11 protein-coding genes are annotated in these 17399 nt (G+C 61.9%); 9 read left to right on the top strand and 2 right to left on the bottom strand.

The features are described 5' to 3' along the window. Nucleotides 1-71: 71 nt before the first annotated feature. On the bottom strand, nt 72-1169 hold the full coding sequence (locus tag AB7M23_RS18935; protein WP_099775011.1) for a sigma-54 interaction domain-containing protein: 1098 nt from the start codon (nt 1167-1169) through the stop codon (nt 72-74). A 550-nt stretch (nt 1170-1719) separates the two neighbouring features. On the opposite strand from AB7M23_RS18935, the gene ssuD reads away from it, so the two are divergent. From ssuD to pgm, 9 genes are all read left to right on the top strand, one after another. Beyond that, complete coding sequence (ssuD, locus tag AB7M23_RS18930) at nt 1720-2874, top strand: FMNH2-dependent alkanesulfonate monooxygenase (RefSeq protein WP_065757615.1); 1155 nt, start codon at nt 1720-1722, stop codon at nt 2872-2874. Nucleotides 2875-2993: 119 nt separating this feature from the next. Beyond that, the gene (locus AB7M23_RS18925) at nt 2994-4184 is read left to right on the top strand and encodes an MFS transporter (RefSeq protein WP_454241695.1); all 1191 of its coding nucleotides are present in this window, start codon (nt 2994-2996) and stop codon (nt 4182-4184) included. Between the two features lie 134 nt (nt 4185-4318). Beyond that, on the top strand, nt 4319-4789 hold the full coding sequence (locus AB7M23_RS18920) for a DUF2271 domain-containing protein (protein ID WP_065757613.1): 471 nt from the start codon (nt 4319-4321) through the stop codon (nt 4787-4789). Between the two features lie 20 nt (nt 4790-4809). Beyond that, nucleotides 4810-7029, top strand: a complete 2220-nt coding sequence (locus tag AB7M23_RS18915; RefSeq protein ID WP_454241694.1) for a PepSY-associated TM helix domain-containing protein — start codon at nt 4810-4812, stop codon at nt 7027-7029. Next, the gene (locus AB7M23_RS18910; protein ID WP_454242202.1) at nt 7019-7969 is read left to right on the top strand and encodes an FAD:protein FMN transferase; all 951 of its coding nucleotides are present in this window, start codon (nt 7019-7021) and stop codon (nt 7967-7969) included. Before AB7M23_RS18915 ends, AB7M23_RS18910 begins: the two co-directional genes overlap by 11 nt. A 445-nt stretch (nt 7970-8414) precedes the next feature. Beyond that, a complete protein-coding gene (locus AB7M23_RS18905) occupies nt 8415-9845 on the top strand; it encodes a hypothetical protein (RefSeq protein WP_454241693.1) in 1431 nt (476 codons plus the stop codon). Nucleotides 9846-9917: 72 nt separating this feature from the next. Beyond that, a complete protein-coding gene (locus AB7M23_RS18900; protein ID WP_454242201.1) occupies nt 9918-11570 on the top strand; it encodes a VRR-NUC domain-containing protein in 1653 nt (550 codons plus the stop codon). Beyond that, complete coding sequence (locus AB7M23_RS18895; RefSeq protein ID WP_454241692.1) at nt 11567-13828, top strand: ATP-dependent DNA helicase; 2262 nt, start codon at nt 11567-11569, stop codon at nt 13826-13828. The genes AB7M23_RS18900 and AB7M23_RS18895 overlap by 4 nt, the downstream gene beginning before the upstream one ends. 95 nt (nt 13829-13923) lie before the next feature. Beyond that, entirely contained in the window at nt 13924-15561 is a 1638-nt protein-coding gene (gene pgm / locus AB7M23_RS18890; RefSeq protein WP_065757608.1) for a phosphoglucomutase (alpha-D-glucose-1,6-bisphosphate-dependent), read from the top strand. A 962-nt stretch (nt 15562-16523) separates the two neighbouring features. Here the strand turns inward: pgm and AB7M23_RS18885 are convergent. Further along, nucleotides 16524-17222 carry a pirin family protein gene (locus AB7M23_RS18885; RefSeq protein WP_454241691.1) on the bottom strand — a complete coding sequence of 233 codons (699 nt, stop codon included), beginning with the start codon at nt 17220-17222 and terminating at the stop codon, nt 16524-16526. Between the last annotated feature and the right edge of the window lie 177 nt (nt 17223-17399).

Here is a 17399-nt window from a genome sequence, read left to right as displayed (position 1 = left end):
GCTGTTGAAGCTGAAAAGCCCGGGGCTATCGATGGGATAGCCCCGGGCTTCTTTGTATTGATCACGGGTGTTCAGATTGACAGGTTGAATGCCCTGGCACCGGTCTCGCGTGGTGCGGGTTGGCGTTTATTGACCACCAGCTCGCCGCTTTTGATCAGCATTGCCCGGGTGATGTTGCGGCTCAGGCCGAGCAGGTTGGCGGTGTGCACCTGGTTGTAGTGGGAGAAACGGTAGGCGGCGCGCAGCAGCAGTGCCTCGACCCGTTCATGCAAGGCACCGCTTTCCTCTTCGAACAATTTCTGGAAGGCCTGTTCCAGCAAGGCTTCGGCGCTGTCGTTGTGGTTGCTGCTCTCCTGGCGCTCTATGCGCAAATTGGACAGGTGCAGGTCATGTGCGCGTATCAGGTTGTCACGGCAGATCAACAACGTGTGGTGAATGACGTTTTCCAGCTCGCGAATGTTGCCCGGCCAGGAATAGTTCACCAGTTTCTGCTGAGCCTCGGCATCCATCACAATCTCGCCGTAGCCGAGGCGTCTGCTGTACTCGGCAATGAAGTGGCGAATCAGCGGCAGGATATCGCCTGGTCGCTCACGCAGAGGGTTGAGCTCCAGGCTGACGACGTTCAGGCGGTAGTAGAGATCCTCGCGGAAATGCCCGGCATTGATCGCCTTTTCCAGTTGCACGTTGGTGGCGGCCAGCACCCGCACATTGATCGGGATGCTCTTGCGTGAGCCCAGGCGCACCACTTCCCGCTCCTGCAGCACGCGCAACAGTTTGACCTGGATGGGCATTGGCAAATCGCCGATCTCGTCAAGGAACAGCGTGCCGCCGTTGGCCTCTTCAAACCAGCCGGCCTTGGCGCTCAGGGCGCCGGTGAAGGCGCCTTTCTCGTGGCCGAACAACTCGGCTTCCACCAGCGTTTCAGAGAAGGCGCCGCAGTTCACCGCGATAAACGGCTTGTTGCGCCGGGCACTGAGGTTGTGCAGGTGACGCGCCACCAACTCCTTGCCGGTACCGGTTTCACCAATGATCAACACGCTGGCGTCACTGGGCGCGATCTGTTGCAGGTGCGCCAGCAGCGCTTGCGATTTAGGGTCTTCGAAAACCTGCGCAGTGGCGCGGATCGACGTGGCCAGTGCGGGTGAGGGCGGCAGCGTGAGTAGTTGCATGGTCGGGCCTATGAGTAAAAAGACGGTGTTTGTAGCGCCCCGTTTGGCGCCCAGCCGTCCAGTCGTAGACGGGCTGTTGGGCTGGCAACACTGCTGAGCTGCGTAAGGCACAACAGTATCGGTGTGTGCGCTGTTGAATGTAATTGATCTAACAACCTTTAAATAAAGACATTTTAGTTATTAGCTTAAGGCGTTGCCGTGACGTGCCGGGGGGCTCTGGATCGCGGCCTGTGGATTTTTCTGCGGGTTCCCGGTGCAGGTGTTTTCCTGGCAACAGCCAATCAACAGTGTTGTTGGCTGGGCAATAGTTGCCACGCCGTCAGCGGGCTATGAGCGCTGGTCGCTCGGCCGGTTTTCTCCGGCCCGAGAGGCTTTTAGCCGGGCCCGTCGGCAGCTGGTACAGCTCTTGCTCACCGCTGTCCCATACAGCCACGTTGCTGCTCAGCGCGCCGCAGAGCGCGCGCAACATACCGACGGCACGGATGCCGCGCGCCTTGCGCCAGAACGGGTTGCCCTGTCAGCCGCGCATTCCTTATTGAGGCCTGTACCTATGAGCTTGGAGATTTTCTGGTTTCTACCCACCTCTGGTGACACCCGCTACCTGGGCAAGTCGTCGTCCGGTCGCCCGGCGACCAACGCCTACATGCGCCAGATTGCAGTGACCGCTGAAAGCCTGGGCTACGACGGTTTGTTGATTCCAACCGGCAGCAGTTGCCTGGACCCGTGGGTCACCGCTGCGAGCCTGGTGCCGGTGACCCAGCGGATCAAACTGCTGGTCGCATTGCGCACCTCTGTGAGCGGCCCGACGGTGGCGGCGCGGCAAGCCGCCACCCTCGACCAGGCGCTGAACGGCCGCCTGCTGCTCAATGTCGTACCCGGTGGCGATGCCACTGAGCTGGCGGCAGAGGGCGTCTACCTCGATCACGACCAGCGCTACGAAGCAGCAGACGAATTCCTCACCGTGTGGCGCCAACTGCTGGCTGGCAAGACCCTGGATTTCCAAGGCAAACACGTCAACGTCAAACAGGCTTCGAACGTCTTCCCGCCAGTACAGACACCCTATCCACCGCTGTACTTCGGTGGCTCCTCGGCAGCCGCCCATGAGCTGGCGGCCAAGCACGTGGATGCTTACCTGACCTGGGGCGAGCCGCCGGCCGCGGTGGCCGAAAAAATTGCCGATGTGCGTGAACGTGCGGCGAAATACGGGCGTACAGTGCGTTTTGGCGTGCGTCTGCATGTGATCGTGCGCGAGACCACCGAGCAAGCCTGGGCTGCCGCCGAACGGCTGATCAGCCACCTGGACGACGACACCATTGCCAGCGCCCAGGCCAACTACGCCCGCATGGACTCCGAAGGCCAGCGACGCATGGCCGCCTTGCACGGCGGGCGGCGCGACCAACTGGAAGTCAGCCCGAACCTCTGGGCCGGGGTCGGTCTGGTGCGTGGCGGCGCGGGTACGGCATTGGTCGGCGACCCACAAACGGTTGCGGCGCGCTTGCAGGAGTACGCCGAACTGGGTGTCGACAGCTTCGTACTGTCGGGTTACCCGCATTTGGAAGAGTCGATTCGCTTTGCCGAGCTGGTGTTCCCGCTGTTGCCTGGGAAAAAGCCGGTGACGCTTGCAGACCAAGTGCTGACGGGTGGCGCTTTCGACGCACGGGCGACGGTAAAACCCACGGTGAACGAGCCAGAGGTCCTGGCGTAATCCCAAACATGACGAGGGCCAAGGCGCAGGAGGCGGGCAGGGCGATCGACTATGCTCTGGTTGCATCAGCGGCGGGTATGTAGTTCCCGCCGGCCAAGGTCATCGTCAGGGGGTACTCGATGAACAGGGGGGCCGATCGTTCGCTTCCACGTATCCCGCGAACGGTCTGGACGCTGGGTTTTGTCAGCCTGTTCATGGACCTGTCGTCCGAACTGGTGCATAGCCTGTTACCCCTGTATCTGGTGGGTGAGCTGGGCATCAGCATCCTGGCGGTAGGTATCATCGAAGGGGTGGCAGAAGCTACCGCCTTGATCGTGAAAGTGTTTTCCGGTGCGTTCAGCGACTTCATCGGGCGGCGCAAGGAGTTGCTGTTGCTTGGCTATGGGCTTGCGGCCCTGACCAAGCCACTGTTCCCACTGGCCAGTTCGGCAGGCGTGGTATTTACCGCACGTATTCTGGACCGGATCGGCAAAGGTATACGCGGCGCACCACGCGACGCACTGGTCGCCGATGTGGCGCCTGCCGACATTCGCGGTGCCTGCTTTGGCTTGCGCCAGGCGATGGACACCGTGGGCGCCTTTCTCGGGCCACTGCTGGCCATTCTGTTGATGACCATCTTTGCCGGGGCGATTTCGTCGGTTCTGTGGTTTGCCGTGATTCCTGCAGCGCTGGCCGTCGGGTTGTTACTGGTGGGGATCCGCGAGCCTGTCCATGAGGCGGGCGAGCGGCATTTCCGTGCGCCGTTGCGAATGGCGTCGTTGAAGCAGTTTTCCGCTGAGTACTGGTGGGTCGTGGCCATTGGTGCGGCGTTTTCACTGGCACGTTTCAGTGAGGCGTTTCTGATCCTGCGTGCACAGCAGGCAGGTTTCGCGGCGACTTGGGTGCCTGTGGTCATGGTGGTGATGGCGGGTTTCTACATGGTGTCGGCATACCCGGTCGGTAAGTGGTCGGACCGAATGAGCCGCACGGCGCTGTTGTCCATGAGCCTGGTGTTGCTGATACTGGCTGACGTTGTACTGGCGTATGCCCAAAGCGCCTGGGCGATGATGGCCGGGGTTGCGCTGTGGGGGCTGCACATGGGCTTTAGCCAGGGCACGCTGGCCACACTGGTCGCCGATACCACGCCCGCCGCTCTGAAAGGCACGGCATTCGGGGTGTTCAACCTGGTCGGTGGGCTGGCCTTGCTGCTGGCGAGTGTGATTGCCGGCTGGCTTTGGCAAGCCTATGGTGCGGCGATTGCGTTCTACGCGGGTGCCGTGTTTTCGGCGCTGTCATTGCTCCTGCTACTGGGCAAAACGCGCGCTGACTGACCGGGCCCGTACCCGTGCCGTTGCTGCACAAGCACCTTAAGGAACCCTTAAGTACCGCTGAAAGCCTGTTCAGCTTCCATTAAGTAATGGCCGTTATCGTGAAGCCATCTTTTCCTCTGCCTGAGGGCTTCTCGATGAAAAAGGCTGTCTTTTCCCTTGCACTCGCAGGTGTCGCCGCTGCCCCAGCATTTGCTCACGCTCGGGAAGTCACCCTCACCAGCACCCTGCAATCCTATCGGGGCAACGGTGCCTATGTTGCCATTTACCTGACCGATGCCCAGGGCAAGTACGAACGTACCCTGTGGGTGGCCGGCAAGAAGGCCAAGTACTACAAGCACCTGCGTGACTGGGCCCGTGGCAGCGGCCTGAATGCTGCCGAATTCGACGGCGTCAGTGGCGCCAGCGTCGGCAGTGGTGAAACGCTGAAAGTGTCGGTGGACATTGCTGATGCATTGATCGACGCCGGCTATCAAATCCGCATCGATACCGCGGTGGAAGACAAGCGCGAAAACAGCGCCGAAGTCCAGGTGCCGCTGACCCGCGAAGGCTCAGGCAAGGCCACGTCGGGCAACGGTTACGTCGATAGCTTCCGTTACGATCTCTGATACCGGTGAGGTACAGGCTAATGCTGCGCAAACTTCATTCATGGCCAGGTGTGGCGCTGAGTGTGCTGGTCATGGTCGTCGCCCTGAGTGGTGTGACCCTGGCACTGCAACCGACACTCACGCGTCTGGATGTCGGCAGCCCGCTGCAGGGTGTCAGCGCCGCCGTCGTCGCCTCGCGGATTACCCAACAGGTTGCCGGTGTCGAACTGATCGAGCGCGCACCGTCAGGCGAAGTTCGGGTGACCGTCGACTCGAAGCACGGCGGTGACACCTTGCGTGTCGATCCGCGCACAGGAGCAGCGCTTGGGTCCTACGAGCCGGGTGCCTTCATGGCCTGGATGCGGGACTTGCACCGTTCGTTTTTCGCGGGCGATGTGGGGCGCGGCGTCAGTGGTGTCGTCGCCCTGGCGATGGCGCTGCTGTCACTGTCTGGTGTGGTGCTGTTGGCCCGCAAAATGGGCGGGTGGCGCATGCTGCTGTCCCGATCAACGGGCGACCGTTCTCAGCGCTGGCACTCGGCCGCTGGCCGCCTGAGCCTGCCGGGGCTGATACTGCTGTCGGTGACAGGCCTGTACATGTCCGGTGTCACCTTTGGCCTGATCGACGATGGCATGGCGCTTGAGCCGGCCTATCCCAGCCAGGTTGCACAAGGCCCGCATGCGGCCGTTGCTGACCTCAAGGCACTCAAGGCGGTTGATATCGCTGACCTGCGTGAGCTGGAGTTTCCCAAGCCCAATGACAGCAACGGAGTCATCACCCTTAGAACTGCGTCTGGCGATGGCTACGTCGACCCGGCATCAGGCGAACTGCTGAATTATCAGGCCCACACGCTGACGCGTCAGGTGTATGAGACGGTCTATCAATTGCACACCGGCGAAGGCTACTGGTGGTTGAGCCTGCTGTGTGGCCTGTGTGTGTCGGCAGTGCCGTTGTTGGCCATTACCGGCACACTGATCTGGTGGCAACGGCGCAAGCTGACGCCGACACTGCGTGCCAACGTCGGCGCGCAACAGGCGGATACCGTGGTGTTGGTCGGCAGTCAGTCGGCGACCACCTGGGCATTTGCCAGTGCCGTGCATGATGCGCTGACGAACGCTGGCCATGCCGTGCATACCGCCACCATGAACAGCTTGCAACCGCGCTATCGCCAGGCCAAGCGCCTGCTGGTACTGACCTCGACCTACGGCGACGGCCACGCCCCGGACTCCGCCAGTGCGTTCATGGCGCGTCTGCAACAGGCACAGTTGGGCCCGGACCTGAGCGTTGCGGTGCTGGGCTTTGGTGACTCGCGTTTCAAACAGTTCTGCGCCTATGCCCACCGGGTACAGGATGCCTTGCAGGGCGCGGGTTGCTCGATGTTGCTGCCCTTGGCAACGGTTGACCGTGGCGATGCCGAGGCCTTCAGCCAGTGGGGCAGTGCCCTTGCCGAACAATTGGGGGTCGAATTGCTGCTGAAACCGGCACGCGTCTCGGTGCCGACACGCAGCCTCGAATTGATCGAGCGGGTGGTCTATGGCGAAACCGAGGCAACCAGTACCGCCGTCTTGCGTTTTGCACCGGTACCCGGCAGCGGTCGTAATCTGCTGTCCCGATTGCTGGGCAAGGACCGCTTGCCAGCGTTCGAGCCCGGTGACTTGCTGGGTGTGGTACCGAGCCGCGGGGAAGAGGCGAGGTTCTACTCGATTGCCACCAGCCGTAGCGATGGGGTGGTGGAGATCTGTGTGCGCCGGCATGCGCAGGGGCTGTGCTCGGGATACCTGCATACGCTGCCGCTTGGCGGTCGCATCGAAGCGTTTGTTCAGCAACACCCGCATTTCCGCCCCAGTGCCGGGCAGGCACCGGTCATTCTGGTGGGCGCGGGTACCGGGATCGGACCTTTGGTAGGTTTTATCCGCAAGAACCACCGGGCGCGCCCGATCAACCTGTACTGGGGTGGGCGTTCGGCCACAACGGAGTTCCTCTATGAGGACGAACTGGGTACTTACCTGGAGGACGGACGGCTCCATCACTTGAGCACGGCGTTTTCTCGCGGTGCGGAGCGCGCTTATGTTCAAGACCGTATTCGCGCCGATGCGCTGAAGTTGCAGGCGCTCATCCAGAGCGGTGCGCAGGTGCTGGTCTGCGGTGGGCGTGAAATGGCAGAAAGCGTCAGGCAGGTGTTTGATGGGCTGTTGGCACCCATTTGCCTGAACGTCGAAACCCTTAACGTACAGGGGCGATACCGTGAAGATGTGTTCTGAAGCGGCGGCGCTTGAGCGCTACAGCCTGAATGGCGAAACCATGGGAACTCGCTACAGCGCCGTCTTCTATGCGCCAGCGGGCCAGGACTTGGCGGTGTTGGGTGCGCAGTTGTTTCAGGCGGTCGATGCCGTGGACCAGCAGATGTCCACCTGGAAGCCCGACTCCGCTTTGATGCAGTTCAACGCCTTGCCGGTGGGGGCGTGGAGGGTGATTCCCGACGCCTTGCTGTGGGTCTTGTCGACTGCGCTGCGTATCGAGCATGAGTCACAGGGGGCCTTCGATATCGGCGTGGGCGACCTGGTCAACGCCTGGGGGTTTGGTGCGGGCGGCCAATCCGCCGAACTGCCGCTGGTGAAGGGTAGCCAGAAGCGAAACCGCGCCTCTGCGGCCCTTGAACTCGACTTCAGCGCTCAGCGTGTACGTAAACGCTTGCCCATTACCCTGGACTTGAACGGCATCGCCAAAGGCTTTGGTGTCGACCAACTGGCTCACTGCCTGGAACAGGCTGGCATCAGGCATTACCTGGTCGGCATCGATGGCGAGATGCGTGCCGCCGGGCACAAGCCCTCGGGCGAACCCTGGAACATCGCGATTGAAAAGCCGCTGCGTGGCCGTCGAGAGGTGCTGGGGGTCATGGAGCTCAGCGATGCCTCCATCGCCACCTCCGGTGACTACCGGCATTGGGTCGAGCGCGACGGCGTAGTGTATTCACACACCATGGACCCGGCCCGTGGCCGCGCACTCAGCTCGCCGCTGGCGGCGGTTTCGGTGGTTGCCACCAGTTGCATGTACGCGGATGCCTGGGCCACCGCGTTGATGGTGCTGGGCCCGGATGAAGGCGTTGCCTTGGCGCAGCAGCGGGGTATGGATGCGGTGTTTTTGCTGCGTGACGGCGACGGATTCAAGCAGATCGCTGTATTGGATGGCCAACTGCAATAGTTGGCACCTTGGTATTTACCCCCGCCAATACCGTCGTAGGCAAGTCACTTCACAGGGGGCTTGCCTGCGATATTCCACGCCAAGACGCCCGCGCTTGGCGCTCTGAGTGAGCTTCAGAAATTTCCTACTCGGTTTGCTGAAACGGATGAGCGCGTATTGGCTTACTGTTGAATGAATAGGAAAAAGTACTGCGGCTTGTCCGACACGTTAACTGGATACCCCACTCACTGTCCTCTCACGGAGCGAGAAATGATTGTTCGACTGATTAAAGGCGACCTCTGCGGATTCACGAAAAAGCCTGGGGCAGGCGTTGCGCCTGCGCGTTTGTCCTCTAGACGTCCTATGGCTCTGTAGGAAATATCTATGGCCACCTTCATTCTTCTCCCCGATCTGCTCTCGCGGTCGAACACGGTCGTCAGCTTTTCCGGTACAGCAGGTAAGCATTATGAGTAGCGTTCATGACCAGGCCATGCAGTATGTCTATCGACAAGTCCTTCAGCGACTGATGGAACGCTTTTCCCAGGCTCAGCGCGCTTCATTGCAACTGTTGATCCAGCGCGTAATCGTCGCCGCGGGCGGCTATGAGCGCGTCGGTAGCTTCAAAGTGATGTATGCCCATGGGGGTGGCAAAGACAGTGTTCATGCCCTGGCATTTCTGCGGGCTGCGCAATTGAGTATTGCGGCTCGCGCTCACGCGACCTTCAACCTGCGCATTGCCACCGCCCGGCATGCCGGCATGACCGCTGACGTCATCGCGAACATCGAGCGTGGTTACTCGGCACTGTTTGTCCAGGATGACCCGCGTGTTGAAGTGCTGGTGCTCGACGATGGTGTCATGCAGCCGTTCGACAGTGCTCAGCTCTCGTCGCCGAACCAGCGTCAGGCAGACCGCAACGATCTGTTGTTGGCCGGGCATCTGGCGGGCGGGGTGGCTTGCCCCCCATTCTGTGGGTGCTGTTACGCGGGCCTGGCCGACCTGTACCGGCATGCAATAGCATGGGACGGCGGTGTGGATGCGGTCATCAGCGCCGACCCCTTGCCTGAGCGCAAGCGCTACCTGGCCTGGGGGCGGCGCAAGCTGAGGCGAGCGGGTGTTGGCCTCAGTGCCCAGGTCGCGACATTTCCCCGGGCGATGATCGACGCGCTGAGCGCGGTGCGGCGTCAACACCTGCAACGGTTGCTGGGCCTGTCGCTGCAAACCCAGTACTTCTCCGGCAATCAACGCCCTTTGCGGTTCATTGCGATCGATGATCTGGTTCACCAGCCGTTTGACGCGGAGTCTGAGGTGTTAAGCGCGTTTCTTGGTTTCCAGTGCAGTGAGCATTCGTGCGTGCTCAGCGAGTCGGATTGCGTCACACCACTGCTGAGCGCGCACCTGTGGGGCCTTCGGCGCGAGCATGTACACGGGCAGTGCTACGCGGACGGCGTGAGCGATTACCTCAAGCGAGCCGGTATTCGGATGCAGCGCAAGCAGATGTCGCCGCTACTGCAGCGCGAGGTCCTGGTAGCGTGGCAGGGCGCCGATCAGTTGGCGCAGCGTCGCCAGCAGGCCGCTGATCTTGCCACTCAGGCCTATGGCTTGAGTGAGGCTCAGTTGATCTGTCTGCTGTTTGCGCCCTTTATCGAAGGCGGCAAGCGGCTGGAGGCGTTTTTGCGCCAGTGTCACCCGGGTATGCTGGTTGCGTTGCCCTACATGCACAAGGCGCTGCGTGAGCAGCGGGCACCTGAGCCGGTTGTTCAGTGGCTGGTGAATATCAGTGGCTTGCCGCTGTCGACCTTGCAGAAGTTGTACTGGCTTGAAGCCGAGACGTTGAGTAAAACGCTCGGTCACCCGGTAAGCGATCTGTCACCTGGCAGGGCCATGGCAAGCCGCTGATCACGGGAAGTTGCCAAGAGAGCTGATCTGTATGTATAACCAGTGCCTGGACATTCTGGTTGCCTGCCTGCTGTGATCGCTCACCCTGTTTCTGATCCGTTTTACTACCTCCACAACTTCCAGCAGGTACTGGACTGGTTGCTGCTGCGTTATGCCGATCTGCTCTCGGAGCAGGAGCATGATTTCATTCGCCAGTTCCGCCAACAACCGCAGGCCACACGGGCGATGCTGGTGCGCATGGTGATGCGCAAGGGGCAGTTGTTCCGCGCAAGCAAGTTGGAATACGCCGAAATCGGCCCGTCAGCCGAGGCCCTGGCGCCGTTGGTGGTCCTGGCGTGGGTCGACGATGATGCCGTGCTGAGCCTGGAACAGCTGTTCCAGATGCTGCGCAAGGATGAAATCGTTGACTGTTTCGCCACGGCATTGACGCGCCCGCGTGCGGCCAAACCCGAGCTCTTCGCGCAACTGGCACCGCTGTACCCAGAACCACGTCGTTTGTCCGAGTGGTATCCGGGGTTTGCCGAGGTTGTCTACGCGTGGCGCTTGCAAGCCCTGTGCGACCGCTTGCGCCTGCTGTTCTTTGGCAATCTGCACCAGGACTGGTCCGAATTCGTATTGGCTGACCTTGGCGTACTGCGTTACGAGCAGGTGGCGTTCAGTGCCGATTCCCGGGCGATGCGTGAGCGCAACGATGTCGAGGTCGCCTTGGCCCTGCATGAGTGTGCCGAGCAGTTGGCTGCGGGGGGGGCTGTCGAGCAGGTACTGGCGCGTGCCGAGTGCCTGCACAGCCTTAACCCCTGGCTGGAACGCCGTCGCGCTCGTTTGCTGTTCCACCTGGGCCAGCAGTGTGAGCGCGAGGGTAACTGGGCGCTGGCCCAGCAGATCTATCCGCTCAGTGCGCACCCGCAGGCGCCATTACGCCACATACGGGTGTTGGAGCGCGACGAACAGTGGGCGGCGGCGCTGAATCTGGCCGAGGCGGTCAGTGAACAGCCGCTCAATGCACTGCAAGCGCAGGCGTTGGACCGCGTACTGCCGCGCCTGCGGCGCAAGCTGGGTGGGCCCGCGCAGCCGAGGCGCAGCGCACCTGACGTACACCGGGTCGACCTCAACCTGCCTCGCGAGCATTCGACGCTGGGTGTCGAGCGGGCAGTCCAGCAGCATCTGGAGGAAGAGGGCGGTCAGGTGTTCTACGTCGAGAACTGCCTGTTCAATGGCCTGTTCGGCCTGCTTTGCTGGGACGCGATTTTCGCGCCGCTGCCGGGTGCGTTCTTCCACCCTTTCCAACGTGGCCCTCAGGACCTTCATGATCCCGGTTTCCACGCACGTCGTGAGGCGCTGTTTGGCGATTGCCTGGCGCAGTTGGAAGACGGTCGCTATCACCAGACGATTCGCGCCAACCATGCGGTGAAGCGCGGCTTGCAGTCGCCTTTCGTGGTGTGGGAGGTGCTTGACGAAACGCTGTTGGAGCAGGCCTTGGCGTGCCTTCCCGCTGAGCATCTGTCCGCGTGTTTCCGGCGCTTGCTGGAAGATATCAAGCATAACCGCGCCGGCATGCCAGACCTGATTCAACTGTGGCCCGAGGCGCGGCGTTACCGAATGATCGAGGTCAAGGGGCCTGGCGACCGCCTGCAGGACAACCAGCTGCGCTGGATAGCGTTCTGCAGTGAGCATGGCCTGCCGGTCGAGGTCTGCCATGTGCAATGGGCGCCGCAGGCGTCATGAGCTACGTAGTCGCGGTGCGTGCCCTCTGCGAATTCACCGCAAAACAGGGCGATCTTGACCTGCGCTTCACCCCGTCGCCCACGGCGCAGGAGGGAGTGGCCGGGCATCGCCGGGTGGTTGCTCGGCGCGGGCCCGACTATGAAGCAGAAGTCACCCTGGAGGGCTGTTACGAGCAACTGCGCGTGCGCGGCCGCGCCGACGGTTACGCGCCATCAGCCAACCGTCTGGAGGAGATCAAGACCTACCGGGGCGACCTTGCCAGCCAACCGCATAACCACCGCGAGCTGCATTGGGCGCAGGCGCGCATTTATGGCTGGCTGCTGTGCAGCGCGCGGCAACTGACCGACATTCACCTGGCGCTGGTCTACCTTGATGTCGACAGTGACCGCGAGACGCGTATCGAGCAGCACTACCAGGCCGAGGCATTGGAGCAGTACTTCAAGCAGCAATGTGCGATGTTTCTGGGTTGGGCGATCCCGCAGATGCAGCGCCTGAGCGAGCGTAACAGCGGGTTGCAGGCATTGAGCTTTCCCTATGCGCAGATGCGCAGCGGCCAGCGCGATCTGGCCGAAACGGTGTACAAGGCGGTCAGCACCGGCCGTTGTCTGATGGCCCAGGCCACAACGGGTATCGGCAAGACCCTGGGCACGTTGTTCCCGATGCTCAAGGCTGTCGTGCCGCAACAGCTGGACAAAGTGTTGTTCCTGACCGCCAAGACGCCGGGCAGGGCCTTGGCGCTGGAGGCGGTGCGCCAGGTCATGACCAGTGCCCCGACGTTGGCGCTGCGCAGCCTTGAGCTGGTGGCCAGGGACAAGGCCTGCGAGTATCCGCAGAACGCCTGCCATGGCGAATCCTGCCCGTTGGCCAAGGGCTTTTATGACCGATTGCCGGCGGCTCGCCAGGCGGCCCGGGAAGTCGCCTTGCTGGATAAAGCTGCGTTGCACGAGGTGGCGCTGACGCATCAGGTCTGTCCCTACTACTTGAGCCAGGAGATGGCACGCTGGGTCGATGTGGTGGTCGCCGACTACAACTATTACTTTGATCAAAGCGCCTTGTTGTACGGCCTGGCCCAGGTCAACCAATGGCGGGTGGCGGTGTTGGTGGACGAGGCGCACAACCTGGTCGAGCGCGCCCGCCAGATGTACAGCGCGAGCCTCGATCAGTGGTTGTTGCAGAGCCTGCGTCGCAGCAAGCCTGTCGGCATGAGCAGTGCCCTGCAGCAACTCAATCGTCAATGGAATGCCCTGCACAATGACCAGGTTGCGCTCTACAGGGCCAGTGCCGAGTTGCCGACGGCCTTTCTCAAGGCCTTGCAGCGCTGCCTGACGCTGATTCAGGAACAGATGAATCAGGCCCCGTCGGGGCTGGACCCTGCACTGATGGACTTCTATTTCCGTGCGCTGCAGTTCAGCCGCTTGAGCGAGGTCTTTGATGGGAACTTCCTGTTCGACATCAGTAAGCGCGAGGGGCAGGGGCGGCGCAGCCTGTCCACCCTGTGCCTGCGCAACGTGCTGCCCGCGGCATTGATCGCGCCGAAAATGGCGGCGGCGCGCAGCGTTGTGCTGTTTTCCGCCACCCTCGGCCCCCGGCAGTTCTATGCCGACTTGCTGGGGATGCCAGGCGACACTGCCTGGCTGGAAGTGGCATCGCCTTTTGTCGCAGAGCAGTTGCAGGTGCGCGTGGTGAGCAATGTGTCGACGCGCTACCAGCACCGTCAGGCATCCATTGCCCCTATCAGCGAGCTGATTGCCGAGCAGTACGCCCGGCAACCAGGCAACTACCTGGCGTTTTTCAGCAGCTTCGAGTACCTGCAGCAGGTGGCTGAAATGCTGGCAACGCGGTACCCGGCCATTCCCCAATGGCGTCAGTCGCAAGGGATGGCGGAGGAGGCACGCCAAGCGTTTCTCGAACGCTTTGTCGAAGGTGGGCAAGGGGTTGGTTTCGCGGTGTTGGGCGGGGCGTTCGCCGAAGGGGTCGATCTACCGGGAACCCGCCTGATCGGCGCATTCGTCGCCACCTTGGGCCTGCCACAAGTCAACCCGGTCAACGAGCAGATCAAGCAGCGCATGGCCGAGCGGTTTGGCGCGGGCTTCGATTACACCTACCTGTACCCGGGCGTGCGCAAGGTTATCCAGGCCGCAGGGCGCGTCATTCGTGGCCCGCAGGACCGTGGGGTGGTCATGCTGATTGATGACCGGTTCGCCGAGCAGAAGGTACAGCAGATGTTTCCAGGCTGGTGGGCACCGCAAAAAAAATAGTCGTCAGGGCAGGGAGCTTCCTCGTCGCCTTAAGGTCAAACTGCCAGTAAACTGTGTCCTTTCATTACCCTGAACACCCATTCTTGAGGTTTTGCATGAAGCTCAGTCCCCTGGCGGGCAAACCGGCACCTGCGTCGATTCTGGTCGATATCCCTCGACTGCTGACCGCCTATTACTCTGGCCGGCCGGACGCCGGCATCGCCACCCAACGCGTGGCGTTTGGTACCTCCGGGCATCGCGGCAGTTCGCTGGAGTTGAGTTTCAACGAAGACCATGTGCTGGCTATCAGCCAGGCCATCTGCCTGTATCGCAAGGTCAAAGGCATCGATGGTCCGCTGTTCGTCGGCATCGACACCCATGCACTGTCCACCCCGGCAGCGGCTACCGCACTGCAGGTACTGGCGGCCAATGGCGTCGAAGTGATGCTGGCCAAGGACGATGAGTACACGCCAACGCCAGCAGTGTCTCACGCGATTCTCTGTTACAACCGTGGTCGCAGCCGCGGGCTGGCTGATGGTGTGGTCATCACGCCGTCGCACAACCCACCACAGAGCGGCGGTTTCAAGTACAACCCGCCCAATGGCGGCCCGGCTGACAGCGACGTCACCAAGTGGATCGAGGCCAAGGCCAACGAACTGCTGGCCGATGGCCTGAAAGATGTGAAACGCATGGACTACGAGCAGGCGCTCAAGGCCAGCACGACCCATCGCCATGACTACCTGGGCAACTACGTCAGCGATCTGATCAATGTGATTGATTTCGATGCTATTCGTGGTGCCAACCTGCGCCTGGGCGTTGACCCGCTGGGCGGTGCCGGTGTGCGCTACTGGTCGGCCATTGCCGATCACTATCGCCTGAACCTGGAGGTGGTCAACACTGAGGTCGACCCGACCTTCCGCTTCATGAGCGTGGACTGGGACGGCCAGATCCGCATGGACCCGTCCTCGCCTTATGCCATGCAGGGCCTGATCGGTCTGCGTGAGCGTTTTGACGTTGCCTTTGCCTGCGATCCCGACCATGACCGCCACGGCATCGTAACGCCGAACGGCCTGCTGGCACCGAACAACTACCTGGCGGTTGCCATTGACTACCTGTTCCAGAACCGTCCGCAGTGGCGCGCCGATGCAGCCGTCGGCAAGACGGTGGTCAGCAGCGGCCTGATCGACCGGGTGACGGCACGCTTGGGGCGTCGCCTCTACGAAGTACCGGTGGGTTTCAAGTTCTTCGCCGAAGGGTTGTTCGACGGTTCGCTCGGTTTTGGTGGCGAAGAGAGTGCAGGCGCTTCGTTCCTGCGCAAGGATGGCAGTGTCTGGGCCACCGACAAGGACGGCCTGATCCCGGCGTTGCTGGCGGCGGAGATCACCGCACGTACCGGGCGTAACCCGAGCCAGGCCTATGCGGCACTGACTGCCGAGCTGGGTGAGCCATTCGCAACGCGTGTCGAGGCCAAGGCCAACCCGCAACAGAAAGCCTTGTTGAGCAAACTGGCGCCGGAGCAGGTGAAGTCCACTGAGCTGGCCGGTGAGCCGATTCAGCAGATCCTCAGCCATGCTCCAGGCAATGGCCAGGCCATTGGCGGTTTGAAAGTGATGACCGCCAACGGCTGGTTTGCGGCGCGTCCGTCGGGTACCGAGGACATCTACAAAATCTACGCCGAAAGCTTTATCGATGATGCGCATTTGCAGCGCCTGGTAAGCGAAGCCCAGGAATTGGTCGACAACGCCATTTCTTGATCATCGGTCGCGCACAAGCCCCGCGCCTACAGCTTGCGCGGGCCCTGTTGGAGCAGGCTTGCCTGCGATAGCGTCGGTGGGGTATCCGTGAGTTCGCGGCGTTTGCATCGCGGGCAAGCCCGGCTCCTACAGGCTGCGCGGGCTTTGTTGGAGCAGGCTTGCCTGCGATAGCGTCGGTGGGGTATCCGTGAGTTCGCGGCGTCTGTATCGCGGCAAGCCCGGCTCCTACGGGCTGCGCGGGCTCTGTTGGAGCTGGCTTGCCTGCGATAGCGTCGGTGGCGTATCCGTGAGTTCGCGGCGTCTGTATCGCGGGCAAGCCCGGCTCCTACAGGTTGGCGCTGGCTCTGTTGGAGCTGGCTTGCCTGCGATGGCGTCGGTGGGGTATCCGTGAGTTCGCGGCGTCTGTATCGCGGGCAAGCCCGGCTCCTACAGGCTGTGCGGGCTCTGTTGGAGCTGGCTTGCCTGCGATGGCGTCGGTGGGGTGCCTGTGAGTTCGCGGCGCCTGCATCGCGGGCAAGCCCGGCTCCTACAGGCTGCGCGGGCTCTGTTGGAGCTGGCTTGCCTGCGATAGCGTCGGTGGCGTATCCGTGAGTTCGCGGCGTCTGCATCGCGGGCAAGCCCGGCTCCTACAGGTTGGCGCTGGCTCTGTTGGAGCTGGCTTGCCTGCGATGGAATCGGTGGGGTGTCAGTGAGCTCGCGGCGTCTGCATCGCGGGCAAGCCCGGCTCCTACAGGCTGGCGCGGGCTTTGTTGGAGCTGGCTTGCCTGCGATGGCGTCGGCGGGGTATCCATGAGTTCGCGGCGTCTGCATCGCGGGCAAGCCCGGCTCCTACAGGCTGTGCGGGCTCTGTTGGAGCTGGCTTGCCTGCGATGGCGTCGGTGGGCCAGTGGGTTCGCGGCGTTTGTATCGCGGGCAAGCCCGGCTCCTACAGGTTCTATGGGAGCAGGCTTGGCGGGGGGCGGTCAGGCGACATCCACCAGAACGATTTCGCTGTCCTCCAGCGCAGTCACCCGCAACAACGATTCATCTTCGATCGCCAGGCCGTCACGGGCAGCGGCGCGCACGCCGTTGACCTCGACCAGCCCTTTGGCCGGCACCAGATAGCCGCGACGTCCGCTGTCCAGCACGTACTCGGCGCCTTCTCCGGCTTTCAGGGTAGCCGCGACCAGCCGTGCGTCAGCCCGAATGTGCAAGCTCTGCTCATCACCTTCACGGCCACTGGCCAGGGTCACGAAGCCTTCACCGCGCTCACCCTTGGGAAACGGACGGGTGCCCCACGAGGGTGCTTCGCCGCTGCGCTCTGGAATGATCCAGATCTGGAAGATGCGTGTATCAACCTTCTCCAGGTTGTACTCACTGTGGACGATCCCGGTCCCGGCGCTCATCACTTGCACATCGCCGGCTTCCGTACGGCCTTTGTTGCCCAGGTTGTCCTGGTGGCTGATGGCGCCTTCGCGGACATAGGTGATGATTTCCATGTCGCGGTGTGGGTGCGGTGGGAAACCGCTGCCTGCGGCGATCAGGTCATCGTTCCAGACCCGCAGGGTGCCCCAGTGCATGCGCTCGGGGTCGTAGTATTCGGCGAATGAAAAGTGATGATGGGCATCCAGCCAGCCGTGGTTGGCATGGCCCAGTGTGGCGAACGGGCGAAGTTGCAGCATGATTCATCTCCTCGGCAAGGTTTATGTAAACGATGATCGCGCAATTAATAATCGAAATTAAGCGTAAATTATGGCTGATTCTGATCGGTTTATTAGATGCTTAAGGTGCAGTGATTGATTCACTTCATCGCCTAATTGACTGATCTGTAAGCATTCGGCTGGTGCTTTGCGGTCAAT

The sequence above is a fragment of the Pseudomonas sp. HLS-6 TE3448 genome (assembly GCF_053629555.1).
This window is presented reverse-complemented; position numbering and strand designations above follow the sequence as displayed.